The organism is Enterococcus sp. HMSC078F03 (genome assembly GCF_001811595.1).
Taxonomy (GTDB): domain Bacteria; phylum Bacillota; class Bacilli; order Lactobacillales; family Enterococcaceae; genus Enterococcus; species Enterococcus faecalis.
The window spans coordinates 120,546-147,333 of record NZ_KV805602.1; the positions used below are offsets into that span (position 1 = coordinate 120,546).

Consider the following 26,788-nt stretch of genomic DNA (forward strand, 5'->3'; position numbering starts at 1 on the left):
GTTGTCACTTTGTCAAATTAGATGAAAATCTTTCTGAAAATGAAGAAAAACAGTATTTTAACTAGGTTTTATAGTGGGTTTTTATGAAAAATAGAAATAATAAATAAAAAAAGTGACTATTTACCGCAAGATAAGTAGTCACTTTTTTGTTTAAGGATAAAAGAAATTCTGCACTCGTTGTAAGGTTGATTCGTCATGTCCAACAAAATAAAGTGTGTCGTTCAACGAAATCTTTGCATATGGACCAGGTGAGACCAGAAGCTCTTCTTTGTGTTTGATGGCGATAATCGTTGCCGAAGTGTTTTGCCAAAAATTCATTTCGCTAATCGTCGCCTCAAGATAAGCAGCTTCTTCTGTTAAAACTAATGAATAAGGATTCATTGGATTGAAAGAATCAAAACGCTTTGTTTGTTCAACAAGAGTATCTAGAATGCTAGAAAAATGAGTAAGTTCTTCTTTTTGTTTCGCTACGCTATCTAGCAATTCTTCTTTAATTTCAGCAATCGTTTGAACGTCTTGATATTGTGTCACAAAGTCCTGCGCTTTTTCTTTTGATGCCACATAGAAGCCGCTACCGTGTTTGGCTTTAACGATTTCTAAATCAACTAAAACGATAATGGCTTTGCGGGCTGTTTCTGGCGACACTTGGTATTGGTTAGCTAGGGTGGAACGGGCATGGATTTTATCTCCGACATGTAATTTGCCTTCTGCAATTTTTTCCGCAACATCAACGGCGATTTGTTGATATTTGGGCTTCGTTAAACTGATTTTTTTGGAAGCCATAGTGAATCCCTCCGTTAATTGTTATTTTCCATTTCTTCTAATTCTAAACTGAAATTTTCCCATTGCTCAAGTAGTTCATCTTGTTGCTGACGAGCGTCATCTAATTGTTGGTTTAGAGCCAGCAATTCAACATGATTTTCTAGAATGTCTGGTTGACTCATTTGTGCTTCTAATTGTGCAATTGTCGTATCTAACTGAGCAAGATTTTCTTCGACTTGTGTTATTTTTCTTTGCAAAGTACGGAGTAATTTTTGTTGCTCCTTGTTTTGATAAAAGGTATTTTTGGCTGTAACTGGTTCGGGTTTTTTCGCCGCTTCTTCATTAGCTAAGAGGGCAGCGATTTCTTCTTCCTCTTGTTTCTTTTCTAAATAATAATCATAGTCGCCTAAATAAAGTTTGCTGCCTTTTTCAGAAAGCTCAACAACTTTTGTTGCAATTCGATTGATAAAGTAACGGTCATGGGAAACGAAGAGGATGGTTCCTTCATAATCAATCAGCGCATTTTCTAAAACTTCTTTATTATCGATATCCAAGTGGTTGGTTGGCTCATCGAGAATCAAGAAATTGTCACGATCCATCGCTAATTTTGCTAATGCCACACGGGCTTTTTCGCCACCGCTTAATAAAGGAATCGTTTTTTCAACATCATCTCCACTGAAGAGAAAGCCGCCTAAAATACTTCGAATCTCTTTTTCAGGTGTGGTTGGGTGTTCATCCCATAATTCCGCTAAGACCGTTTTATTGCCATGTAAATTGGCTTGCTCTTGGTCATAGTAACCTACAGAAACATTGGTGCCAAAAGTTTTACTTCCTTTAATGAAAGGAATGCGGTCAATAATTGATTTCAAGAGAGTGGATTTACCAATTCCGTTCGGTCCGACTAAGGCAATGGCTTCTTTGCGACGAATATCCAAGTGAATAGGTTCGGATAAAATATGTTCTTGGTCGTAACCAATGGCGGCATCTTCGACTTGTAAAACAACATTTCCAGAAACTTTTTCACTATCGAAAAGAAAATGCGCCGATTTTTCATCTCCTTGAGGTCGGTCTAAACGGTCCATTTTTTCTAATACTTTTCGGCGACTTTGTGCACGTTTCGTTGTAGATGCACGAACCAGATTTTTGGCAACGAAATCTTCTAACTTATTGATTTCTTCTTGTTGCTTTTCATACGCTTTCCATTCACTGGCTAATTGTTCTGCTTTTAACTCTAAGTATTTGGAATAGTTTCCTTTGTAGTGAGTCATTTTTTTGCGACTCAGTTCATAAACTTCATTAACTACCTTATCTAAAAAATAACGATCGTGGGAAACAATTAATAGGGCGCCGGGATAACTTGGCAAATAAGATTCCAGCCAAGAAAGCGTCTCGATATCTAAGTGGTTTGTAGGCTCGTCCAGAATTAAAATGTCTGGTTTTTGTAAAAGCATTCTCGCTAATGCAAGCCGGGTTTTTTGACCACCAGATAAGGTTTGAATATCTTTCGTGTAAAAGGATTCATCAAAGCCAAAGCCGTGAAGGACTGAACGAATTTCATTTTCATAGCCGTAGCCATTTTTTTCAGAAAATGTATGTTGCAATTGATCGTACTCTTTTAAAATTCCTTCATAAACGGAAGTGGTTGGCTCCATTTCACTAATTTTAGTTTCTAATTCTCGCATACGCTGTTCCATTTCTAGGATGTCAGCAAAGGCTTTTGTCATTTCTTCCCAAACGGTTTTATCTGATTCTAAGCCGGTATTTTGAGCTAAATAACCTAACGTAGCAGTTTTATTTTTGGCAATGGTTCCGCTATCGGGAGCATCAATGCCTGCAATGATTTTTAAAAAAGTCGATTTTCCAGCACCATTACGACCAACTAAGGCAATCCGACTTTTTGTTGCAATTTCTAAATGTATGTTTTCAAACAATGTTTCCGAGCCAAAATGCCGGGCAACTTGATTTGCTTGTAATAAAATCATCAGTAGTCCTCATTTCTAAATTCATTGCCCTTAGTGTAGCATAAAATCTGCTAAAATAGCACGTATCAAAAAATGCTTTGTGAAGGTTTATACCTTTTATCACAAACTTTTGAAGAAAAATGCTATTTTTGAGCCATAGAATTGCTTTTTATTGTGAAAAACTGCTATTATGTTAATGGATAAGATTTAAGTGAAAGTATTGGAGGTCCAATTGTGAAAGATCAAGTTATTCCAAAAGCAACGGCGCGACGCCTTCCTTTATATTATCGCTACTTAAGAATGTTACATGATACAGGAAAAAATAAAGTCTCATCAACTGAATTAAGTGAAGCGGTACAAGTAGACAGTGCGACTATTCGTCGTGACTTTTCATATTTTGGTGAATTAGGTAAACGTGGGTACGGCTATGATGTTGAAAACTTAATGAACTTTTTTGCAAAAACATTGAATGAAGATGAGTTAACCAATGTCGCATTAATCGGGGTTGGTAATTTAGGAAGTGCTTTATTAAAGTACAAATTCCATCAAAGCAACAGTATTCGTGTAAGTTGTGCATTTGATGTGAATGAAGATATTGTGGGACGCATTGTTGACGGTATTCCGGTTTATCCAATGGAAGATATGATGGAACAAATCCGTGTTCAACAAATCGAAGTAGCTATTTTAACTATTCCAGCTCGCAAAGCGCAAGAAGTTGTAAACAAACTTGCCGAAGCAGGGGTTAAAGGAATTCTAAACTTTACGGCTGCGCGTTTAGTAGCGCCACCTGAAGTATTAATTCAAAATGTTGACTTAACCAACGAATTACAAACATTGATTTATTTCTTACATCATGACAACGAATTGATTGACGAAGAAGAATAAGCAAAAGAAAAGGGCCTAGTCGTTTAGACGAAGGCCCTTTTCTTATTGAATTGCACTATTATGCAAAAGTAGTTGAACAATAATCACAATCGTATTCATGCCGCAATGGGCGATAATTGAGGTCCAAATTTTTCCAGTTTGCTTGTACAAAAGAGCAAAGAAAAATCCCATAAAGAAATAAACAAAAAAGTGACCATCGGCATGTGCGAGTGAAAAAATCGCCGAACTAACAGTAGCCGCAATCCAGAAATTTGTAAAAGGCTGGATTAAATGGATAAATGCATAACGAAAGACGAATTCTTCCATAATCGGACCACCGATAGTAGTTGCCAAAATAAATAAAGGATTTGCCAAAATCACCGCTACAATAGCTTGTGTATTTTGAGAAGTAGCTTGTTCTCCTGTGATGGCTACTTCAATGGCAAAAGTAACCCCTTGAATCAGCATGGCAATGAAAATCCCACTAACACCTAGTAAAAAAATAAAAATAGGTGATTTCAAGGTTGCTGTTTCCTCTAAAGGAGAAGGTTCTGTTGTTTTTAAAAAGATGCCAATCATTACAAGGGCGCCAATAATGTAGAGAGCAGTTGTCACATTAATCGCTGCATTGGGGGAAATACCCGAAAAAAGTAACGGCCCGAAAAAAGCGATAATGTATGTGACTAAAATAAATAAACTTGATTTTCTTAAGGTCATGGTTAATCCTTTCTATAATTATTTTTTACGATTATTGCGATATCCTAATAAAAGAAAAACGAATAAGAAAAAGAAAAGAGATTCCCAAAGTGTCGAAACAATTCCTTCTGTGACACTGAAAACAAGATTTCCTAAATTCGCTATCACAAAATAAACGAAGGTTGCTATTAATGCTGTAAGTAAACGTTGTTTCATTTTATTCGCCTCCAATCGTAGTCAATTTATTTTACCATGAATTAAAGGATTGGAAAAACATTCCATGAAAAAAGAATACGCAATAAAAAATGCGTATCTTATAATTGACAAGAAAAAGAGAGAAAAGACTTGCATTTTTAGAGTGAAATGAGTATTATAAATAGTGTGAGTTAGCACTCTTATGTATCGAGTGCTAAAATAAGCGAAAACTTTTTATTTGGAGGGATTTATTGTGTTAAAACCATTAGGCGATCGCGTCGTAATTAGAGTCGCGAAAGAAGAAGAAAAAACTGTTGGAGGAATTGTTCTTGCATCCGTTGCAAAAGAAAAACCACAAACAGGTGAAGTTATCGCAGTAGGTGAAGGTCGTGTGCTTGAAAATGGCACAAAAGTTCCGATGGAAGTAAAAATTGGTGACACAGTAATGTTTGAAAAATATTCAGGAACAGAAGTGAAATACGAAGGCGTAGAATACTTAATTGTATCAGCCAAAGACATTATTGCCACTGTTGAATAATAAACAACTTTTACAGAATAATATAATAGAAGAAAAAAATTATGAGGTGAAGAAATCATGGCAAAAGAGATTAAATTTGCAGAAGATGCACGTGCAGCAATGCTACGCGGAGTAGATGTATTAGCAGATACAGTGAAAGTGACATTAGGCCCTAAAGGTCGTAACGTTGTTTTAGAAAAATCATTTGGTTCACCATTGATTACTAACGATGGAGTAACAATTGCTAAGGAAATTGAATTGGAAGATCATTTTGAAAACATGGGCGCAAAATTAGTTTCAGAAGTTGCTTCTAAAACGAATGATATTGCTGGTGACGGAACAACAACAGCGACTGTTTTGACACAAGCCATTGTTCGTGAAGGCTTAAAAAACGTAACTGCTGGAGCTAACCCATTAGGTATTCGTCGTGGGATTGAATTAGCAACAAAAACAGCAGTAGAAGAATTACACAATATTTCATCTGTAGTTGATTCAAAAGAAGCGATTGCACAAGTCGCTGCTGTTTCATCAGGTTCTGAAAAAGTCGGCCAATTAATTGCTGATGCAATGGAAAAAGTTGGTAACGATGGCGTAATTACCATTGAAGAATCAAAAGGGATTGAAACAGAATTAGATGTGGTTGAAGGAATGCAATTCGACCGCGGTTATTTATCTCAATACATGGTTACTGACAACGATAAAATGGAAGCTGTTTTAGAAAATCCATATATCTTAATTACCGACAAAAAAATCTCAAATATTCAAGATATCTTACCTTTATTAGAACAAATTCTACAACAAAGCCGTCCACTATTGATTATTGCGGATGATGTTGATGGAGAAGCTCTACCAACATTAGTGTTGAACAAAATCCGTGGTACATTTAATGTTGTCGCAGTAAAAGCGCCAGGATTTGGTGACCGCCGCAAAGCGATGCTTGAAGATATTGCTATTTTAACAGGTGGTACAGTAATCACTGACGACTTAGGGTTAGAGTTAAAAGACACAACCATTGAAAACTTAGGAAATGCTAGTAAAGTAGTTGTCGACAAAGATAACACAACAATTGTTGAAGGTGCTGGCTCAAAAGAAGCCATTGATGCCCGCGTTCATTTAATTAAAAACCAAATCGGCGAAACAACGTCTGATTTTGATCGTGAAAAATTACAAGAACGTTTAGCTAAATTAGCTGGCGGGGTTGCTGTCGTTAAAGTCGGTGCTGCAACTGAAACAGAATTAAAAGAATTAAAATTACGAATTGAAGATGCATTAAACGCAACACGTGCCGCTGTAGAAGAAGGCATGGTTTCTGGTGGTGGTACCGCACTTGTCAATGTAATTGGTAAAGTCGCTGCGCTAGAAGCTGAAGGCGATGTGGCAACAGGAATTAAGATTGTCGTTCGTGCATTAGAAGAACCAATCCGTCAAATCGCTGAAAATGCTGGCTATGAAGGATCAGTGATTGTTGACAAACTAAAAAATGTTGACTTAGGTATCGGATTCAATGCAGCTAACGGTGAATGGGTAAACATGGTTGAAGCCGGTATTGTTGACCCAACAAAAGTAACTCGTTCTGCCTTACAAAATGCAGCTTCTGTGTCAGCTTTATTATTAACAACTGAAGCAGTTGTTGCAGACAAACCAGAACCAGCTGCACCAGCTCCTATGATGGATCCATCAATGGGCATGGGCGGTATGATGTAAAAATAAAAAAGTATTCTAAAAGCTTACGATTGAAAAATCGTAAGCTTTTTTTTACATAAAGAATAAATAATCTAAATAATATCTTTGCTTATGGTATTTTCTCAAATATTTACTCATTTAACAAAAAAGATGATAATTTAAAGGCTTCGTTTTAGCTAGACAGCCTTGTTTTTATTCGATAAAATTTAGTAATAACAATCATTTTTTGAAAACTAGTAGTTGGTAATTTTTATTTATTAATAGAATATAAATAAAAATTATTATATTTTGAAGGGGAATATTAGGAAGATTGAGGTGGAAAAATGGAAAAATATACAATTGGTGTCGTTCCTTTGACAATTGAAACAAAAGAATACTGCCAAAATTGGTTTGTTAGTAATCAAGTAGAATGTCAGATCATCCAAGGAACAAATATACTTCTTCATTTGCACCATATTGATGGGTTAGTGATTGAAGTTACTGACCACCAGCAAGTAAATACTTGTTGTGAGTTATTAATGACAATTCGCAAGCAGTCAGACTTGCCAATTTGGTTATTTTCTCGGACAGAAGCAATTAGTAAAGTCAATCGAATTATTTATTTACAATTAGGCGCAGATGGCGTTTTTGATCATTCTTATGATCGTCAAGAATGCATGTTAAGCATGAGTAATTTATTGCAACGTGTAAAAAGACGTTTTTATCCTAAATTAGCTATTGCAAACGAGGAACAAACAGTTACTAAGAATCTTTCTGAGAGATTGTATTTAATTGCGCCAAATTTGAGTGTTTGCTTGGGAAGCGGAGAAGAAATTCTTTTAACAAAATTGGAATTTTTCACAATAGAGTATTTATACAAACACGCAGGACAAACAATTACATATGAAGAACTCTACAAAAATGTCTGGAAAGATACTGCGAATGAACGAAAATATCGTGTCGCTAATGTGATTTTCCATTTGCGCAAAAAAATTGAACAAGATGTGAACAAACCACAATATATCAAAACAATTCGTTCAAAAGGCTATATGTTAACGGTGTAAAAGGTACGAAGGAGGAGAAAAAGATGTGGCAATTTTTGACTAAAAACAATGAAGATGAGGAGTATGAGAAGATGCCGGATTTTGAAAATGAACAATCGATGAAAGCACAACCAACGGTAACAGAAGAAGCAATCTTTGATGACGAGGTCGTTTATGCAAAAGAGCAAGCTGCAAAAGTTAAGCAGGTCAAGCAAGAAGTGCCGACTGAACTGTCGGAAGAATCGTTTTCTTTTGCTGAAAAACTAGAAGAAGAAAATCAACTATATCAGCAATCCATAAAAAAACTAACGGAGCAATTATTAATGCAAACCAATGAAGTGGAAGCATTACAAAAACAAGTAGTCGAAAAAGATGTTCAACTTAAAGATGTTAAAGAAACGTTAAGTGATAAAGAAGCAACTATCACTTCTTTACAGAAACAATTGTCTGAAGCAAAGATACAACAGAGACAGACTAGCGAAGAGAACTTAGACACAGCCGTTACGCTTTCTCAAAAAGAAATTGGTGAAGTCTTATTAGAAGCCAAACGTCAAGCAAAAGAAACAATTGCCCAAGCTAACCAACAAGTTGCAACAGTTCATGAAGAGATGGAACAACGTTTAGCAACTTTAACGCGCATGAAGCAAGTGGCAAGAGAGTACCAAGCTTATTGTGAACAAATGCTAACCATCAAGAATGAATCAACAGGAATGTACCAACAGATAGAGCAATTATTAGCAGAAATAAAGAGGTAAATGAAGGAGAAATGCGATGAAAAAAAGAAAGGCAAGATATTTGAAGTTGGTATGTCTTGGAGTCTTAGGGACTTATGCTGGAGCCAGTTACTACAATTCGGAACCATTAATCGCTCAAGAGGAGACCGAAACGAGTCACGAAAACCGACAGCTATCGCTGGAAGAAAAAAGAGCGGACCAAGTCAATCAAGACCAAGGAACCCTTACTTCTTCAACGCTGAACGAAACAGTAATAAGTTCGTCTGAACAACAAGAAAGTTCAATACAAAATGACAGAGGTGACCATCAGGAAAATAATGTGGAACCTTCAGAATCTGAAAATAGTTTACCGCCACAAGAAAAGCCAATTGCTAGTACTAAACCAACCGAATCGTTACAAAGTGAGCAACCAGCGTCTGAAGAGCGTAAAGCACTCACTGAAAAGCCGCCTCATAATCAGGAACCACAAAATTCTACATTAACTGAAAAGACCAAAGAGCCGTTGGTACATTCAGAGATAGACAATAGTCAAGAAAAGGAAAAGCAAGCAGGAATTCAACAACAAGCCGAGGCAAATTTTGTTGTCCAAGAGAATGCTTCTACTTCTGAGTTTATTAGAAAAATCGGTGAAGAAGCACGAGTTATTGGTCAGCGGCATGATCTATACGCTTCTGTCATGATAGCTCAAGCTATTTTAGAAAGTGGCTCGGGCAATAGTGCGTTAGCCGCGCCGCCTAATTATAATTTATTTGGCATTAAAGGCGCTTATCAAGGTCAAAGTGTCAGCTTTTCCACACAAGAAGATGATGGTAAAGGGAAGATGACCACCATTCATGCCGATTTTCGTCAGTATCCTTCCTATAAAGAGTCATTAACAGACTATAGTAAATTAATCATCAATGGGCTGGCGGGTAATGCAACGTTTTATCACGGCGTTTTGAAAGCAAACACGACGAATTATCAGCAGGCAACAAAATTTTTAACAGGTCGTTATGCAACGGATACATATTACGATAAAAAATTAAATGCGTTGATTGAAACCTATCAATTAACTGAATACGATCAAGAAAAGAAGAAACCAGTAGTGACTAATTTGGCAGAAGAAAAGAAACCTTCGTTTGATAAGGAAGCAGTCAAAGAACAGCTAAAAAAAGAAGCAGTCGTCTACGAAGTAAGCAAAGGAGATTCTCTCGCCACCATTAGCCAGACGTTTGGTGTGTCAGCAACAGCCATCTTAAAACAAAATTCAAAGACTCAAGAAATGTTTTATATTGGCCAAAAAATCACGATTCCTCAGCATACAGCGGCGACTTCTCTAGAACCGAAAGAACAAGCGTTACTTCAATCACTAATAATCAGTAAATCGGTGACTAATGCTTTGGAAACAGCAGAGCAATCAAATGGTAAAGCGAATGACTCAAAAACAGAGTCTACTGAGTATTATGAAGTAAAAAGAGGAGAGACACTCGCAAAAATTGCTAAAAAAACGGGCTATTCCTTAACCGCCCTCAAGCAGGCAAATGACTTAACGTATTCTGTATTAACCGAAGGACAAACGATAGCACTTCCTAAGCTAAAGGACTAATGCTGATTTAACTTATCGGTCGATGGAGTCAATATATTATTAGAGTAAGAGTAGAGGGTAAGTTCATCCATGGATGAACTTATCCTCTACTCTTATTATGTTTTTCATAAATACTTAATAAATAGTAAAATTAGCAAGAGAATTGTGTCTTTACACAAAATAGATAGGTTTTCTTGCCGAAGTTTGATAAAATGATTAGTTGAAAGGATGCGTGAAAATTGAAAGAATTATTTCGTAAATACCGAGAAGTACTGGCTTATTTATTTTTTGGTGGTGCAACGACTGTCGTCAACTTAGTTGTGTTTTTTGTTTGTCAAAACGTGTTAGGGCTGGATTACAAGATAAGTAACGCAATTAGTTGGTTTTTATCTGTTCTATTTGCCTTTTTCACGAATAAATATTGGGTATTCGCAAGTAAGCATGAAAGCATAGCTGGTTTTTTTAAAGAAATGGGCTTATTTTATTGGTACCGAATTTTATCTTTTGTGGCTGATATGGGTTTAATGATTCTCCTAATTGATGGCATTCATTTTTCATCGTTTTGGGCGAAAATGATTACACAAGTTGTAGTAGTGATTTTAAATTATTTCTTCAGTAAATTTTTCATTTTTAAAGAAAAAGAGGTCTAAGCAGATTTTAGGCTAAAAAAAATTTTTTTGTTATAATATAAACAAGTTTTTAATACAAAGAATAGAGGTAGAAAACGATGGACTATACATATGCAGATGATAGTTTGACATTGCATACAGATATGTATCAAATCAATATGATGCAAACATACTGGGAATTAGGGAGAGCAGATTTACATGCTGTTTTTGAATGTTACTTTAGAGAGATGCCCTTTAATCATGGCTACGCAATTTTTGCAGGTTTAGAACGTTTAGTCAATTATCTCGAAAATTTAACGTTCACAGAATCTGATATTGCATATCTCCGAGAAGTTGAAGAATATCCAGAAGATTTCTTGACGTATTTAGCAAATTTTGAATTTAAATGTACTGTACGCTCTGCTTTAGAAGGGGATTTGGTTTTTAATAACGAACCGTTAATTCAAATTGAAGGTCCTTTGGCACAATGTCAATTGGTAGAAACTGCCTTGCTAAATATGGTGAATTTCCAAACATTAATTGCGACAAAAGCGGCTCGAATTAAATCCGTGATTGGCGATGATCCTTTATTGGAATTTGGAACACGCCGAGCACAAGAATTAGATGCTGCCATTTGGGGCACAAGAGCCGCCTATATTGGTGGGGCGGACGCGACAAGTAATGTTCGTGCTGGTAAAATTTTTGGTATTCCGGTTAGTGGGACCCATGCCCATTCATTGGTTCAGTCGTATGGAAATGATTATGAAGCATTCATGGCGTATGCCAAAACACATCGGGATTGCGTTTTCCTTGTTGATACGTATGATACTTTGAAAGCGGGAGTGCCAAGCGCAATTCGAGTAGCTCGAGAAATGGGTGATAAAATTAATTTCCTAGGTGTGCGGATTGATAGTGGCGATATGGCTTATATTTCTAAACGAGTTCGTGAACAACTGGACGAAGCAGGCTTTACTGAAGCAAAAATTTATGCATCGAACGATTTAGATGAAAATACGATTTTGAATCTAAAAATGCAAAAATCAAAAATTGATGTATGGGGCGTGGGTACCAAGCTAATTACGGCCTATGATCAACCGGCTTTAGGAGCGGTGTTTAAATTAGTTTCAATTGAAGGTGAAGATGGTCAAATGAAAGATACCATTAAACTATCTAGCAATGCTGAAAAAGTGACAACACCAGGAAAAAAACAAGTTTGGCGTATTACACGTAAATCTGATAAAAAGTCAGAAGGGGACTATGTGACACTTTGGAACGAAGATCCTCGCCAAGAAGAAGAAATTTATATGTTCCATCCCGTTCATACCTTTATTAATAAGTATGTCCGTGATTTTGAAGCACGGCCAGTACTCCAAGATATTTTCGTTGAAGGAAAACGTGTGTACGAATTACCAACTTTAGATGAAATTAAACAATATGCAAAAGAAAATTTAGATTCACTTTGGGAAGAATACAAGCGGGACTTGAATCCGCAGAAATATCCAGTGGACCTTTCAACAGATTGTTGGAACCACAAAATGAATTTATTGGAAAAAGTGCGTAAAGACGTTAAACATTTAACGGAAACGGTGAATAAGGAGGCCTAGAAATGACAACACTTCAAGAAAAAATCATTCAAGAGTTAGGTGTTTTACCGACAATTGATCCAAAAGAAGAAGTTCGTAAAAGTATTGATTTTCTGAAAGCTTATTTAACTAAACATCCTTTTTTAAAAACCTTTGTCTTGGGAATTAGTGGCGGACAAGATTCAACATTAGCTGGTCGCTTAGCACAATTAGCGATGACTGAAATGCGCGAAGAAACAGGAGATATGTCGTATCAATTTATTGCGATTCGCCTTCCATACGGTGAGCAAGCAGATGAAGCTGATGCACAAGCCGCGCTAGCCTTTATCCAGCCAGATGTTTCTTTACGAGTGGATATTAAACCAGCAGTGGATGCAATGGTTGGTTCGCTAGAAAACGCTGGCGTTCAAATTAGCGATTTTAATAAAGGGAACATGAAAGCACGTCAACGTATGATTACACAATATGCAGTAGCTGGCGAAAATGCTGGCGCAGTAATTGGCACAGACCACGCAGCCGAAAATGTGACAGCTTTCTTCACCAAATATGGCGATGGCGGAGCGGATATTTTACCGTTATTTCGTTTAAATAAGCGCCAAGGAAAAGCTTTGCTGAAAGAACTTGGGGCACCAGAAGCCTTGTATTTAAAAATACCAACAGCTGATCTAGAAGATGACAAACCGTTAGTTGCAGATGAAGTTGCCTTAGGTGTCACGTATGATGCCATTGATGATTATTTGGAAGGCAAAAAAGTCTCGGAAACAGATCAACAAACAATTGAAAACTGGTATAAAAAAGGACAACACAAACGGCATTTACCCATTACAATTTTTGATGATTTTTGGAAATAAAAACACAGACCATCGGCGAATGAACGATGGTCTGTGTTTTTTTTACATAACTACTTTTCAGAAAGTAAACGTTGCTACAGCAACTATCCTATGATAATGAAAGTCGTTTTCATTTAGGCGTTTTCACTTTCTTTTTCAAAACAGAAAAGGTACGCTCAATAATGTAAAGTGAATGATGGGAGAGAAAAAGAGATGAAGCATGTAACAAAATTGGGGATTACAATTATAACAGGAGTTTTGGCATTATTATTTGAATTTATTTTACATCAGCCGAATTGGGCGTATGGCATTATTTTAATAACAGGTTCTGTAATGGCGTTAATGATGTTCTGGGAAATGATTCAAACCTTACGTGAAGGAAAATATGGTGTCGATATTTTAGCGATTACCGCTATCGTTGCAACCTTAGCTGTGGGAGAATACTGGGCCAGTTTGATGATTTTAATTATGTTGACTGGTGGTGATTCATTAGAAGACTATGCCGCTGGAAAAGCTAACCAAGAGCTGAAGTCATTATTGGATAACTCGCCACAAAAAGCTCATCGCTTGAATGGCGAAAATTTAGAAGATGTTTCTGTTGAGGAAATCAATGTTGGCGATGAATTAGTAGTAAAACCAGGGGAACTAGTTCCAGTTGATGGCTTGGTAAAAACCGGGACATCAACAGTCGATGAATCTTCATTAACAGGAGAATCAAAACCAATTGAAAAAAATCCTGGGGATGAATTAATGTCGGGTTCCGTGAATGGTGATGGCTCTTTGAAAATGGTTGCTGAAAAAACTGTAGCAGACAGTCAATATCAAACAATTGTGAACTTAGTGAAAGAATCTGCGGCACGTCCAGCTCATTTTGTACGTTTAGCAGACCGCTATGCGGTACCTTTTACACTAGTTGCCTACTTAATTGCAGGTGTTGCTTGGTTTGTTTCAAAAAGTCCGACTCGTTTTGCGGAAGTCTTAGTTGTTGCTTCGCCGTGTCCTTTAATTCTATCTGCCCCAATTGCTTTAGTGGCAGGGATGGGTCGTTCAAGTCGTCATGGGGTCGTTATTAAATCGGGAACGATGGTCGAAAAATTAGCTTCTGCAAAAACGATTGCGTTTGATAAAACAGGCACGATTACGCAAGGACAACTTTCTGTTGATCAAGTCCAACCAATCAATGCTGAAATAACTGCTGCTGAATTAGTGGGATTGGCAGCAAGCGTGGAACAAGAATCAAGTCATATTTTAGCTAGATCAATTGTTGCTTATGCCAGAAAGCAAGATGTCCCATTAAAAAATATTACAGATCTAGCGGAAGTTTCTGGTGCTGGCGTGAAGGCATTTGTGGATGGTGCTGAGATACGGGTAGGTAAAAAGAATTTTGTGACACAAGAGTCTCAAGAAACTGAAAAAATTGATAAAACGACTATTCATATTTCACGTAATGGCACATATTTAGGCCGAATTACTTTTACAGACACTGTACGCCCAGAAGCAAAAGAGACTATGGAAAAATTACACCAATTACATCTTCAACGAATTTTAATGCTGACGGGGGATCAAGAATCCGTCGCAGAAACGATTGCTGCAGAAGTAGGAATTACCGAAGTACATGGGGAATGTTTACCACAAGATAAGTTAACCATTTTAAAAGAATTGCCTAAAGAAAATCATCCAGTCATCATGGTAGGAGATGGTGTAAATGATGCACCTTCGCTTGCTGCTGCAGACGTAGGTATTGCTATGGGCGCTCATGGAGCTACTGCGGCTAGTGAAACTGCTGACGTTGTTATTTTAAAAGATGACTTAAGTAAAGTCAGCCAAGCGGTCGAAATTGCCCAAGATACCATGAAAATTGCCAAACAATCTGTATTAATCGGAATTTTTATCTGCGTTTTACTAATGCTAATTGCTAGTACCGGGATCATTCCGGCGCTAATCGGGGCTATGCTACAAGAAGTCGTGGACACTGTGTCAATCTTATCTGCTTTGCGTGCTCGTCGAATTGGCAAGTAAGGTGGAACAATTAATTGCCTGAATGTCCAGCTTAGTGGTAAAATAAAGGTACGTTTTTAATATTAATAAGTTACAGGGGAGAGATTGTGCAATGAAAGGAAACCAAATAGATGGGCAACCAGTCACGGAAGAACAACTATTAAAAGAAGGCTACCGTAAATATACTGGGGAAGGAATTGATATCTTTTATAATAAAGATATTTGTGAACATATTGGTAATTGTGTTCGTGGAAATCCAGAAGTCTTTGAAGTTGGTCGGAAACCATGGATTATTCCAGATAACGGAAGTGTTGAAAATGACATGATTGTAGTTGATTCATGTCCAAGTGGTGCTCTAAAATATATTCGGAAAGCAGGGAACGAATATGCAAATTAAAGAAGAAAACAATCGTTTTGCTCTATATAACGATGAAAACCAAGAAATTGGTGAAATGACTTGGTCAGATGCTGGCGAAAGCATGATGATTATTGATCATACGTTTGTTGATCCAACTTATCGTGGACAAAAATTAGCTGAAAAACTTGTTTTAGCCGGTGTTGAAAAAGCGAGAAAAGAGCATAAAAAAATTATTCCGCTATGTCCATTTGCCAAAAAAGAATTTGATACTAAACCTGAATACGGAGACGTATTGAGAAAATAAAGAAGAAACTAGCAACAGCCGCAAGTAGAAATCTGATTCCTACTTGCGGCTGTTGTTATTAGAGACAAATAAGGAAAGACATTAAATTTCACTGGTGTTTACAGATAAAATATGCTACATTAAAGTAGATGAATTTCGCATATTTGTATAAAAAGGAGAATTAACGCATGTATAATCTAATCTTAACGTTGGTCATCATTTTATCTGTTTTAATCGTCATTACTGTTATGATGCAACCAAGCAAACAAAACAGTGCAGCAAGTGCCTTCACTGGCGGTGCAGATAAATTATTTGGGAAGCAAAAAGCGCGCGGTTTTGAAGCTGTTATGCAACGCTCAACAGCAGTTCTTGGCGCAATTTGGATGATTTTATTATTTGTTTTGGCGTTCTTATCTTCAAAATAAGTACGTAATCTTTTAAAATGACAAGTTTAGAACAGAGAGATGAGTGCGGACACTTATTTTTCTGTTCTTTTTCTTTCTGAAAAAGTCTTTGAAACTTATCATTTCGGAAGGTTTTCTTTTGAGAATATGATAGAATGAAGCTGAGGTGAGCGAAGTGGCAAAAAAAATCAATTTACCGAAGCCGTTATTTTCAGAAAAAGGAAAACGGGCGGTCCTTTTATTACATGCTTATTCTGGCAGCAGTAATGATGTACGGATGTTAAGCAGACGTTTAGAAAAAGAAAATTATACTGTCTATTCGCCTAATTTTTCAGGACATGGCACGCTAGTTCCTGAAGATATTTTAGATCAAACAACGGAACAATGGTGGCAAGATACACAAGAAGCAGTCGCTTTTTTGAGAGAAAGAGGTTACCAAGAAATTGCTATTTTTGGTTTATCAATGGGCGGGATTTTCAGTATGCATGCATTAACGGAACAATTAACAGGATTAATTGGTGGTGGATTTTTCTGTTCACCGATCTACCCTGTCGAAAATAAAGTCCCAGAAAATTTTGTATTATACGCAGAAAATGTGATGAAAATCGCAGAAGTTCCTGCAGAGGAACAACAAAGCCGGTTGCAATCGATTGAGCAACGAGTCAAACAACAATTAGGAGCGATTGAAACGATTGCTAGTCAGACGGCTGACAAACTAAACAAAATCCACGCACCTCTTTTCTTAGCGCAAGCTGGCAAAGATGAAATGATTGAGCCAATGGGCGTCTATCAAACGGCCCAAGCGCTAACACAAGCACGTGTGACCTTACAATGGTACCCAAACAGCGGACATGTCATTACGGTGAGTGGAGAACACAAACAATTAGAGCAAGATGTGGTGCAATTTTTAGCAACACTACCTTGGAATGAGGAGAAATAATGACAAAACAAACAATTAAAGAGCAAATTTTACATTTCATGGAAAGCCAAAAAAAGAAAAGCTTTTCAATGGAAGAAATTGCACAAGGCTTGAATTTAGAAAAAAGTTCAGATTTTAAAATTTTAGTGCAAACCATTGCACAAATGGAACGAGAAAAGTCAGTTAGTTTCAACAAAAAAGGCAAAGTCCTGTTACCAATGAAAGACTTATTAATAGAAGGAACGTTTCGTGCAAATGAACGAGGCTTTGGTTTTGTAACCATCGATCCTGAAGAACCAGATGTTTACATTCCGAAAGAGGCAACGAACTTTGCAATGGATGGAGATACGGTTTTAATTGACGTGATCCAACATGCGGATCCTTTTTCAGATCGCGGCGCAGAAGGTAAAGTAAAAGAAATTAAAGAGCGAGCAGTGAGCCAAGTTGTCGGAGAATTTGTGGCATATAGTGAAGAAGAAATGGCAGAAATGGGACTGTATGGCTACATGATTCCCAAAGATAAGAAATTGAATCAGTATACTGTATCAATTGCACCTGAAGGGATTAAGCCAGTAGATGGTAGCATTGTCATTGCTGAAATTACCTATTATCCAGATCAAGAATATCCAACGAGTATGGAAGGACTAGTCAAACAAGTGATTGGTCATAAAAATGATCCAGGAATGGATATTTTATCAATCGTGGTGGCTCATGGAATTCCCACAGCATTTCCTGATGAAGTTTTAGCTGAAGCGGACCAAGTACCAGAAACTATTGCAGAAAGCGATTTAGTCGGTCGTCGGGATTTACGTGATCAGTTGATTGTGACGATTGATGGAGAAGATGCGAAAGATTTAGATGATGCAGTAACGGTACAAAAGTTAGCAAATGGCAATTTCTTTTTAGGGGTGCATATTGCAGATGTTTCTTATTATGTAACTGAAGGAAGCCAATTGGATATGGAAGCGTATGAACGCGGCACAAGTGTCTATTTGACAGACCGAGTTGTGCCAATGATTCCGCAGCGATTATCAAATGGGATTTGTTCGCTAAACCCACATGTTCCACGTTTAACCATGAGTTGTGAGATGGAAATTACACCAGAAGGAGAAGTTATTTCGCATGAAATTTTCCAAAGTGTAATCCAAACAACGGAGCGAATGACCTATACAGCAGTCAATGAAATTTTAGAAGAGCAAAAACCTGAAACGTTAGAACGCTACAAAGAGCTAGTTCCCATGTTTAAAGAGATGGGCGAGCTGCACCATATATTAGAAGAGATGCGTATGCGCCGTGGTGCGATTTCTTTTGAAGATCGTGAAGCCAAAGTCCTAGTTGATGAAAATGGTCATCCCCAAGATATTCTTTTACGCACGCGTGGCGTGGGTGAACGATTAATTGAATCCTTTATGTTGGCAGCGAATGAAACTGTGGCGCGTCATTATCATGACTTAAAACTGCCATTTATTTATCGGATTCATGAACAACCAAAAGAAGAAAAAATGCAACGTTTCTTTGATTTTGCTGCAGTACTTGGCATTCTTGTTAAAGGAACAAAAGAAAACATTTCACCGAAAGATTTACAAAAAGTTTTAGAGCAAGTTGAAAATAAGCCGGAAGAAGTGGTTATCAATACGATGTTGCTAAGAAGTATGCAACAAGCGAAATACTCAGAAGACAACTACGGGCACTATGGGTTGGCGGCTGAATATTATACGCATTTTACTTCACCAATACGTCGTTATCCAGATTTAATTGTGCATCGTTTGATTCGCAGCTATAGCCAAGATCAATCTGAAAAAAATCAAGAAAAATGGAACGAAGCATTACCAGAAATTGCCAATCATAGTTCAAGTATGGAACGTCGCGCAGTTGATGCAGAGCGTGAAGTGGACGCCATGAAGAAAGCCGAATTTATGGTAGATAAAGTGGGAGAAACGTATGACGGGATTATCAGCTCAGTCACAAAATTTGGTATCTTTGTGGAACTGCCTAATACAATAGAAGGCTTAATTCACGTGAACAACTTAAAACAAGATTATTTCCACTTTATTGAAAATCATATGGCGTTAGTTGGTGAACGGACGGGAATGACTTTGAAAATTGGTCAGAAAGTTCAAATCCGTGTTGAAAAAGCTGATCCAGAAACAAGAGAAGTTGATTTTGAATTGATTTCAGCTGAGGAAGTCGCACCAGTCGAAGGACCAAAAGGACGTAAAAAAGGTAAAGCCAATTCTTCAACTCGTTCAAATAATCAACGAAGAAATAAAAAAGATGAATCATTTGATGGTAAGAAAAAGAAAAATAAGAAAAAAGGCAAAGGCAAAAAACAACCTTTTTATAAAGAAGCAATGAAACAAAAAAATAAAAAAGGGAAAAAGAAGAAGTAGAGGAGGTCGCTTATGCCAAAAGGGGAAGGAAAATTAATCGCACAAAACCGCAAAGCTAGACATGATTATTCAATTATCGATACGGTTGAAGCTGGGCTTGTTTTACAAGGAACAGAAATCAAATCTATTCGAAATGGTCGTATCAATTTAAAAGATGGTTTTGCACGAATTCGAAACGGAGAAGCCTTTTTGTATAATGTTCATATTAGTCCATATGAACAGGGCAATATTTTTAATCATGACCCATTACGTACCAGAAAATTATTATTACACAAAAAACAAATTAATAAGTTAATCGGCGAAACCAAAAATACAGGTATCACATTAGTACCTTTGAAGGTCTATATTAAAGACGGCTATGCCAAAGTTTTGATTGGTTTAGCTAAAGGGAAAAAGCAGTATGACAAGCGTGAAGACTTGAAACGTAAGGAAGTTGACCGACAAATCAGCCGAACATTAAAAAATAACCGACGTTAAAAATGTAAATTTATTCTTTTTCGCATATTTGCTTGCCTTTCTTCGGATTAGGTGTAAAATCTGGTAAGTGTTGAGTAAATGAATGTAAATGATTCATTTTTTAATCGCTTCGGAAAGCAGTACCACCCTGCATTAGATTGGTTTATGGAAAAGGTTTTCCAACCAATTTTCAACACATGAAATTTTAAAAGTAAACTATTTGTAAATTATCAACAAGTGGTGGTACGATAGCTTTGCCAGGGATTATCACTCAGGAGTAGGATGAAACTTCTGAAAGATTGTTGGAAAAGAGGTGAATTGATTTGGAAGAGAAGAAATTACTCTTCAATATCGGACCAATTTGGTTTGATGGAACCATTGTTTTGATGGTGCTGTTGACGTGTATCATTGTTTTCGCCTTTGTCTATGCTTGTACGAGAAATATGAAGCTACGACCTAAGGGCAAACAAACGGTCATCGAATGGTTAGTGGATTTTATTCGTGGAATCATTACAGACAATTTACCTCGTAAAGAAGTGAGCAATTTTCATTTAATGGCGTTTACCCTTTTCATGTTTGTACTTGTTTCAAACATCTTGGGTCTCGTTACAAAAATCGTTGTGGGCGATGATCTCAGCGTTTGGAAAAGTCCAACCGCCGATCCAATCGTAACCTTAACGTTAGCGATGATGATGATTGTCTTAACACACTTCTTTGGTATGAAACGCTTTGGTTTTAAAGGCTATCTAGTTAATAGTTATTTAAGACCCGTTGGTTTCTTACTACCGGTAAAATTAATGGAAGAATTTACGAATCTATTAACATTAGGCTTGCGTTTGTACGGAAACATTTTTGCCGGCGAAGTTCTATTGGGCTTAATTGCTGGAACCGTAGCAAGCATCGGATTATGGGTTATCCCACTAGCAATTCCGCTAGAAATGATTTGGGTAGCATTCTCAATCTTTATTGGATGTATCCAAGCGTTTATCTTTGTGACACTTTCAATGGTTTATATGTCACACAAAATTGAAACAGAAGAATAATCAAGAAATACGAAGGACAAAAATTATCTTTTAGGAGGATTTTACACAATGGAAGGATTAAATTTTATCGCAGCAGCAATTGCAATTTTCGGTTCAGCTATCGGAGCCGCTATCGGTAACGGACAAGTTATTTCAAAAACAATCGAGTCAATGACTCGTCAACCAGAAATGTCTGGTCAATTAAGAACAACAATGTTTATCGGGGTCGCTTTAATCGAAGCTGTGCCAATTTTAGGTGTCGTTGTTTCTTTATTACTTTTATTCAGATAAGCAATAAAATGGAGGCAGGACGCTGATTATTATCGGGACCGTCACTGCTTTCTTCTATCTTTAGCCTTTTCAATAGCTGGTGATAAAGCAGTTGAAGAAGCTAAATCGATTTTTGCAGGAAAGGAAGTTGAGACTTCATGCTACTTACTACATTGGTAGTCGGTGAAACGGCTCCTAGTACCACACTAGGCACGATGATTGTTGTCAGTGGTGCATTTTTAATCTTGATGCTCTTATTAAAGAAATATGCATGGGGAGCAATCGTAGATATTTTGACACAACGTGAAGAAAAAATTGCCAACGATTTAGACTCTGCAGAACAATCTCGCGTAGCAGCAGCGAAAATGGAAAAAGAACGTCAACAACAATTACTTTCTTCCAGATCAGAAGCAGCTGAAATTATTAAAAACGCGAAAGAAAGTGGAGAACAGACTCGCCAAAAAACATTAAAAGAAACAACTGCGGAAGTTACTCGCTTACGCGAAAAAGCTCGGACAGATATTTCTCAAGAACGTGAAGAAGCATTGTCTTCAGTAAAAAATGAAGTGGCAGATCTTTCTCTTCAAATTGCAGCCAAAATTTTAAATAAAGAATTAACACCAGATGCACATGAAGCATTGATTGATTCTTATATTGAAAGTTTAGGTAAAGCAAATGAAACTAGATAAATATACAGTTGGTAAACGCTACGGCAAGGCTTTGTTTGAGTTGGCAGTTGAAAAGAACCAAGCTGAAGCAATTTATCAAGAATTATTGACGCTTCGCGAAGTCTATCACCAAGTACCTGGTATTGGCGATATTTTAAGTGATGATCGCTTAGAGCCTTATGAAAAAGACAGCATCATGGAAAAACTAGTAACAGGTTTTAGTGAAATGATGCAAAACTTTTTGCGAGTGGTTTACGAATATCGTCGCATGTACGATCTGCTCTTGATGATTGATGAATATGAACGACGTTATGATGAGCACCAAGGACTAATTTTGGGTTCAGTGACAACAGCCATTCCTTTATCAAAAGAACAACATCAAGCAATGGAAGAAAAAGCTGCCCAATTATTAGGGTATGAACAAGCGCATTTAGTCAATTTAATTGACCCGTCAATTGTCGGCGGAGTGGTTATTGAAGCAAACCATCAAGTAATCGATGGCAGCATCCGCAAACAATTAGAACATATGCAGCAGAAGTTATTAAAATAATCTTTAGGACTACAAAGAGGTGAATTGAATGGCTATCAAAGCAGAAGAAATCAGTGCCTTGATTAAAGAACAAATCGAAAACTATCAACAACAGCTTGCTGTTGAAGAAGTTGGAACAGTCACTTACGTCGGTGACGGAATTGCCCGCGCCCACGGTTTAGAAAATGCCATGAGTGGAGAACTTGTTGAGTTTTCAAACGGTTCATACGGAATGGCACAAAACTTAGAAACAAATGATGTAGGGATTATTATCCTTGGCGATTTTGAAACCATTCGTGAAGGAGATAAAGTACAACGCACAGGCAAAATCATGGAAGTACCCGTTGGGGAAGCTTTGATTGGCCGTGTTGTTAATCCATTAGGTCAACCATTAGATGGTTTAGGCGAAATTAAAACAGACAAAACACGTCCTGTGGAAGCAACAGCTCCCGGTGTTATGCAACGTCAATCTGTTGCTGAACCAATGCAAACTGGCTTAAAAGCCATTGATGCCCTCGTACCAATTGGTCGTGGACAACGGGAATTAGTTATTGGAGACCGTAAAACAGGGAAAACATCGATTGCAATTGATACAATTATTAACCAAAAAGGACAAGATGTAATTTGTATTTATGTAGCGATTGGTCAAAAAGAATCTACTGTTCGTAACCAAGTAGAGACACTTCGTAAATTTGGTGCCTTAGATTATACAATCGTTGTGACTGCAGGGGCTTCACAACCAGCACCATTACTTTACATTGCACCATATGCAGGAACTGCAATGGGTGAAGAATTCATGTATAACGGCAAACATGTCTTAATTATTTTTGATGACTTATCAAAACAAGCCGTGGCTTATCGTGAACTTTCTCTACTATTACGCCGTCCACCAGGTCGTGAAGCTTATCCAGGGGATGTCTTCTATTTACACTCACGTTTATTAGAACGTGCAGCTAAATTAAGTGATGAATTAGGTGGCGGTTCAATGACAGCCTTACCATTCGTTGAAACACAAGCAGGCGATATTTCTGCTTATATTCCAACAAACGTTATTTCAATCACTGATGGACAAATTTTCTTAGAAAGCGACTTGTTCTATGCAGGCACTCGTCCAGCCGTTGATGCTGGGTTATCTGTTTCTCGGGTCGGAGGATCAGCGCAAATCAAAGCAATGAAAAAAGTTGCCGGAACGCTTCGTTTAGACTTAGCTAGTTACCGTGAGTTAGAAGCCTTTACACAATTTGGCTCTGATTTAGATGCGGCAACACAAGCTAAATTAAACCGTGGTCGTCGTACGGTAGAAATTTTAAAACAAAAACTACATGCGCCACTGCCTGTAGAAAAACAAGTCTTAATTTTATATGCGTTAACACACGGCTTTTTAGATAGCGTGAGCGTAGATAAAATTTTACACTTTGAACAAGATTTATTCGATTATTTTGATGGCAAACATGCAGACTTATTGGAAACCATTCGTACTACGAAAGACTTACCAGATACTGATGCATTAGATGCAGCGATTACAGAGTTTTCTGAAATGTTTGCAGCGGCAAACAATAGCGGAGATTCAGCCAAAGAAGCTTTAGAAAAAATCGATAACGCATAAGAGAGGTGAGCGACATTGGGTGCTTCATTAAACGAAATCAAACAACGCATTGCATCAACAAAAAAGACAAGCCAAATTACCAAAGCGATGCAAATGGTTTCTGCAGCCAAATTGACCAAGTCAGAAGGCGCCTCTAAAAGCTTTCAAGAATATTCTTCAAAAATTCGTAGTGTCGTTACGCATTTAGTAGCTGCTCAGTTAAGTGAATTACGTGAAACAGAACAATCTTCTCTTAGTGAAGGAAACTATCATGTGATGTTAGCACAACGACCTGTCAAAAAAACAGGCTATATCGTTATCACTTCTGACAAAGGGTTAGTTGGTGGCTACAATAGCTCAATCTTAAAACAAACCATGAGTATGATTCAAGAAGACCATGATTCTAATAAAGAATATGCCTTAATCGCCATTGGTGGTACAGGGGCGGATTTCTTTAAAGCACGCGGAATCGATGTTTCCTATGAGCTCAGAGGCTTAACGGATCAACCAACGTTTGAAGAAGTCCGTAAGATTGTGACAACGGCAACGACTATGTACCAAAACGAAGTGTTTGATGAATTGTATGTTTGTTATAATCACCACGTTAACTCACTAACGAGTCAGTTTCGTGTGGAAAAAATGTTGCCAATTACTGATTTAGATCCATCAGAGGCGACCTCTTACGAACAAGAATATCTTTTAGAGCCTTCACCTGAAGCAATCTTGGATCAATTATTACCACAATATGCAGAAAGCTTAATTTATGGGGCGATCATTGATGCGAAAACAGCAGAACATGCTGCTGGGATGACCGCCATGAAAACAGCCACTGACAATGCGCAAAATATTATTAGCGATTTAACAATTTCTTATAACCGTGCTCGTCAAGGGGCGATTACCCAAGAAATTACAGAAATTGTTGCTGGTGCAGCTGCACTAGAATAATCTAGTCTTACGTTTGAACGTTTATAAAAACGTTCAAAGCGTGTGACTTTATGAAGACTGGAGGAAAGAAATTATGAGTTCAGGAAAGATTGTTCAAGTAATCGGTCCCGTTGTTGACGTGGAATTTTCATTAGATCAATCCTTACCCGATATTAACAACGCTTTAGTCGTTTATAAAAATGGCGAAGCAAAACAAAAAGTAGTACTTGAAGTCGCTTTAGAACTAGGTGATGGAGTGATTCGTTCTATCGCCATGGAATCGACAGATGGTTTACAACGTGGAATGGAAGTTATCGATACAGGAAAATCAATTTCAGTTCCTGTTGGTAAAGATACATTGGGTCGTGTGTTTAACGTTTTAGGAGACACAATTGACTTAGAAGCGCCATTCCCTGCAGATGCTGAACGTAGTGGGATTCATAAAAAAGCGCCAGCATTTGATGAATTAAGTACCAGTAATGAAATTTTAGAAACAGGGATTAAAGTTATTGACTTATTAGCACCTTATCTAAAAGGTGGTAAAGTCGGACTTTTCGGTGGTGCCGGTGTTGGTAAAACCGTCTTAATTCAAGAATTAATTCATAATATTGCCCAAGAACATGGAGGGATTTCCGTCTTTACTGGTGTTGGTGAACGGACACGTGAAGGGAACGACCTGTACTATGAAATGAAAGATTCAGGCGTTATTGAAAAAACAGCCATGGTTTTTGGCCAAATGAACGAACCACCAGGTGCACGGATGCGTGTGGCCTTAACTGGGTTAACGATTGCTGAATATTTCCGTGATGTGGAAGGACAAGACGTGCTATTATTTATTGATAACATTTTCCGTTTCACACAAGCCGGTTCAGAAGTTTCTGCCCTTTTAGGTCGGATGCCGTCAGCCGTTGGTTACCAACCAACCTTAGCGACTGAAATGGGACAATTACAAGAACGGATTACTTCAACGAAAAAAGGATCAATTACCTCTATTCAAGCAATCTATGTTCCAGCCGATGACTATACCGATCCAGCGCCAGCAACAGCGTTTGCCCATTTGGATGCAACAACTAACTTGGAACGTAAATTAACCGAACAAGGGATTTATCCAGCGGTAGATCCGTTAGCTTCATCTTCTAGTGCCTTGGCTCCTGAAATTGTTGGAGAAGAACACTACGAAGTGGCTACCGAAGTGCAACATATTTTACAACGTTACCGTGAATTACAAGATATCATCGCTATTTTAGGGATGGACGAATTATCAGATGACGAAAAAGTACTTGTTGGTCGCGCACGCCGTGTTCAATTCTTCTTATCTCAAAACTTTAACGTTGCTGAACAATTTACAGGTCAACCTGGTTCTTATGTACCAGTTGCGGAAACAGTTCGTGGCTTTAAAGAAATTCTTGAAGGTAAACATGACAATCTGCCAGAAGAAGCCTTCCGTAGTGTCGGTAAAATTGAAGATGCCATCGAAAAAGCGAAACAATTAAACTACTAGAAAGGCGGCAAACACAATGGATAGTCTTACTGTGAATGTAGTAACGCCTAATGGTCTAGTTTATGACCACCATGCAAAAATCGTTGTGGCGAAAACAACAGATGGTGAAATTGGTATTTTACCAAAACATGCGCCAATCATCGTTCCGCTAGCGATTGATGAAGTCCGCATCAAACGGACCGATTCAGATACACATGTTGACTGGGTAGCTGTAAATGGTGGTATCATGGAAGTCCGTGATAATGTCGTTTCTATTATTGCCGATAGTGCCGAACGTGAACGAGATATCGATGTACCTCGTGCTGAACGAGCAAAACAACGAGCAGAGCGTTTAATTGAAGAAGCCAAAGCAAAAGATGACCGCGATCAACTACGTCGTGCGACTGTTGCTTTGCATCGTGCAATCAACCGGATCAACGTATCGAAACATGGGTAAAAAAGGCTGAAGGATTCAGTCACTTT

General features: G+C 37.7%; 28 protein-coding genes. 24 read left to right on the top strand and 4 right to left on the bottom strand.

Annotated features, from left to right (window positions below):
- Positions 1-150: 150 nt before the first annotated feature.
- Positions 151-783: a GntR family transcriptional regulator gene (locus HMPREF2810_RS13245; protein ID WP_002356525.1), complete on the bottom strand. Its 633-nt coding sequence runs from the start codon at positions 781-783 to the stop codon at positions 151-153.
- Positions 784-797: 14 nt separating this feature from the next.
- Positions 798-2,744 carry an ABC-F family ATP-binding cassette domain-containing protein gene (locus HMPREF2810_RS13250; RefSeq protein ID WP_002384138.1) on the bottom strand — a complete coding sequence of 649 codons (1,947 nt, stop codon included), beginning with the start codon at positions 2,742-2,744 and terminating at the stop codon, positions 798-800.
- Between the two features lie 213 nt (positions 2,745-2,957).
- Between HMPREF2810_RS13250 and HMPREF2810_RS13255 the strand changes: the two genes are divergently transcribed.
- The gene (locus tag HMPREF2810_RS13255) at positions 2,958-3,608 is read left to right on the top strand and encodes a redox-sensing transcriptional repressor Rex (protein ID WP_002356528.1); all 651 of its coding nucleotides are present in this window, start codon (positions 2,958-2,960) and stop codon (positions 3,606-3,608) included.
- A gap of 42 nt (positions 3,609-3,650) precedes the next feature.
- Here HMPREF2810_RS13255 and HMPREF2810_RS13260 read toward each other — a convergent pair whose 3' ends face one another.
- Positions 3,651-4,304 (bottom strand): CPBP family intramembrane glutamic endopeptidase, encoded by a 654-nt coding sequence (locus HMPREF2810_RS13260; RefSeq protein ID WP_002384139.1) that lies wholly within the window; start codon positions 4,302-4,304, stop codon positions 3,651-3,653.
- Between the two features lie 18 nt (positions 4,305-4,322).
- The gene (locus tag HMPREF2810_RS13265) at positions 4,323-4,499 is read right to left on the bottom strand and encodes a hypothetical protein (RefSeq protein ID WP_002356530.1); all 177 of its coding nucleotides are present in this window, start codon (positions 4,497-4,499) and stop codon (positions 4,323-4,325) included.
- Positions 4,500-4,731: 232 nt separating this feature from the next.
- On the opposite strand from HMPREF2810_RS13265, the gene groES reads away from it, so the two are divergent.
- The 23 genes from groES to HMPREF2810_RS13390 all read left to right on the top strand — a co-directional run bounded on the left by groES (position 4,732) and on the right by HMPREF2810_RS13390 (position 26,762).
- A complete protein-coding gene (gene groES, locus HMPREF2810_RS13270; protein ID WP_002356531.1) occupies positions 4,732-5,016 on the top strand; it encodes a co-chaperone GroES in 285 nt (94 codons plus the stop codon).
- A 57-nt stretch (positions 5,017-5,073) separates the two neighbouring features.
- Positions 5,074-6,699 (top strand): chaperonin GroEL, encoded by a 1,626-nt coding sequence (gene groL / locus HMPREF2810_RS13275; protein WP_002362559.1) that lies wholly within the window; start codon positions 5,074-5,076, stop codon positions 6,697-6,699.
- A gap of 302 nt (positions 6,700-7,001) precedes the next feature.
- Complete coding sequence (locus tag HMPREF2810_RS13280) at positions 7,002-7,721, top strand: response regulator transcription factor (protein ID WP_002384140.1); 720 nt, start codon at positions 7,002-7,004, stop codon at positions 7,719-7,721.
- Between the two features lie 23 nt (positions 7,722-7,744).
- On the top strand, positions 7,745-8,455 hold the full coding sequence (locus HMPREF2810_RS13285) for a hypothetical protein (protein WP_002384141.1): 711 nt from the start codon (positions 7,745-7,747) through the stop codon (positions 8,453-8,455).
- Positions 8,456-8,471: 16 nt separating this feature from the next.
- The gene (locus HMPREF2810_RS13290) at positions 8,472-10,019 is read left to right on the top strand and encodes a glucosaminidase domain-containing protein (RefSeq protein ID WP_002384143.1); all 1,548 of its coding nucleotides are present in this window, start codon (positions 8,472-8,474) and stop codon (positions 10,017-10,019) included.
- Between the two features lie 218 nt (positions 10,020-10,237).
- A complete protein-coding gene (locus HMPREF2810_RS13295; RefSeq protein WP_002367164.1) occupies positions 10,238-10,648 on the top strand; it encodes a GtrA family protein in 411 nt (136 codons plus the stop codon).
- Between the two features lie 77 nt (positions 10,649-10,725).
- Positions 10,726-12,210: a nicotinate phosphoribosyltransferase gene (locus HMPREF2810_RS13300; RefSeq protein WP_002356538.1), complete on the top strand. Its 1,485-nt coding sequence runs from the start codon at positions 10,726-10,728 to the stop codon at positions 12,208-12,210.
- Positions 12,211-12,212: 2 nt separating this feature from the next.
- The gene (gene nadE / locus HMPREF2810_RS13305) at positions 12,213-13,040 is read left to right on the top strand and encodes an ammonia-dependent NAD(+) synthetase (RefSeq protein WP_002356540.1); all 828 of its coding nucleotides are present in this window, start codon (positions 12,213-12,215) and stop codon (positions 13,038-13,040) included.
- 168 nt (positions 13,041-13,208) lie between these two features.
- Positions 13,209-15,038: a heavy metal translocating P-type ATPase gene (locus tag HMPREF2810_RS13310; protein ID WP_002384144.1), complete on the top strand. Its 1,830-nt coding sequence runs from the start codon at positions 13,209-13,211 to the stop codon at positions 15,036-15,038.
- Positions 15,039-15,129: 91 nt separating this feature from the next.
- Positions 15,130-15,414: a (4Fe-4S)-binding protein gene (locus tag HMPREF2810_RS13315; RefSeq protein ID WP_002356543.1), complete on the top strand. Its 285-nt coding sequence runs from the start codon at positions 15,130-15,132 to the stop codon at positions 15,412-15,414.
- The gene (locus HMPREF2810_RS13320) at positions 15,404-15,679 is read left to right on the top strand and encodes a GNAT family N-acetyltransferase (RefSeq protein ID WP_002356545.1); all 276 of its coding nucleotides are present in this window, start codon (positions 15,404-15,406) and stop codon (positions 15,677-15,679) included. Before HMPREF2810_RS13315 ends, HMPREF2810_RS13320 begins: the two co-directional genes overlap by 11 nt.
- 167 nt (positions 15,680-15,846) lie before the next feature.
- Complete coding sequence (secG, locus tag HMPREF2810_RS13325) at positions 15,847-16,083, top strand: preprotein translocase subunit SecG (protein WP_002356546.1); 237 nt, start codon at positions 15,847-15,849, stop codon at positions 16,081-16,083.
- 145 nt (positions 16,084-16,228) lie between these two features.
- Positions 16,229-17,002, top strand: a complete 774-nt coding sequence (locus HMPREF2810_RS13335; protein WP_002384145.1) for an alpha/beta hydrolase — start codon at positions 16,229-16,231, stop codon at positions 17,000-17,002.
- Complete coding sequence (rnr, locus tag HMPREF2810_RS13340; RefSeq protein ID WP_002356549.1) at positions 17,002-19,371, top strand: ribonuclease R; 2,370 nt, start codon at positions 17,002-17,004, stop codon at positions 19,369-19,371. The genes HMPREF2810_RS13335 and rnr overlap by 1 nt, the downstream gene beginning before the upstream one ends.
- 12 nt (positions 19,372-19,383) lie before the next feature.
- Complete coding sequence (gene smpB / locus HMPREF2810_RS13345) at positions 19,384-19,848, top strand: SsrA-binding protein SmpB (RefSeq protein ID WP_002356550.1); 465 nt, start codon at positions 19,384-19,386, stop codon at positions 19,846-19,848.
- Between the two features lie 302 nt (positions 19,849-20,150).
- Positions 20,151-20,870: a F0F1 ATP synthase subunit A gene (atpB, locus tag HMPREF2810_RS13355; protein ID WP_002384148.1), complete on the top strand. Its 720-nt coding sequence runs from the start codon at positions 20,151-20,153 to the stop codon at positions 20,868-20,870.
- A 48-nt stretch (positions 20,871-20,918) separates the two neighbouring features.
- Complete coding sequence (gene atpE, locus HMPREF2810_RS13360; RefSeq protein ID WP_002356552.1) at positions 20,919-21,140, top strand: ATP synthase F0 subunit C; 222 nt, start codon at positions 20,919-20,921, stop codon at positions 21,138-21,140.
- Positions 21,141-21,277: 137 nt separating this feature from the next.
- Entirely contained in the window at positions 21,278-21,808 is a 531-nt protein-coding gene (gene atpF / locus HMPREF2810_RS13365) for a F0F1 ATP synthase subunit B (protein ID WP_002365031.1), read from the top strand.
- Entirely contained in the window at positions 21,795-22,337 is a 543-nt protein-coding gene (gene atpH / locus HMPREF2810_RS13370) for an ATP synthase F1 subunit delta (RefSeq protein WP_002356554.1), read from the top strand. The genes atpF and atpH overlap by 14 nt, the downstream gene beginning before the upstream one ends.
- A gap of 28 nt (positions 22,338-22,365) precedes the next feature.
- A complete protein-coding gene (gene atpA / locus HMPREF2810_RS13375) occupies positions 22,366-23,922 on the top strand; it encodes a F0F1 ATP synthase subunit alpha (RefSeq protein ID WP_002356555.1) in 1,557 nt (518 codons plus the stop codon).
- 15 nt (positions 23,923-23,937) lie between these two features.
- Positions 23,938-24,846 carry a F0F1 ATP synthase subunit gamma gene (locus tag HMPREF2810_RS13380; RefSeq protein WP_002359606.1) on the top strand — a complete coding sequence of 303 codons (909 nt, stop codon included), beginning with the start codon at positions 23,938-23,940 and terminating at the stop codon, positions 24,844-24,846.
- Between the two features lie 73 nt (positions 24,847-24,919).
- Positions 24,920-26,326, top strand: coding sequence for a F0F1 ATP synthase subunit beta (gene atpD / locus HMPREF2810_RS13385; RefSeq protein ID WP_002356558.1), 1,407 nt, complete (start codon positions 24,920-24,922; stop codon positions 26,324-26,326).
- A gap of 16 nt (positions 26,327-26,342) precedes the next feature.
- A complete protein-coding gene (locus tag HMPREF2810_RS13390) occupies positions 26,343-26,762 on the top strand; it encodes a F0F1 ATP synthase subunit epsilon (RefSeq protein WP_002356559.1) in 420 nt (139 codons plus the stop codon).
- The last annotated feature ends 26 nt before the right edge of the window (positions 26,763-26,788 follow it).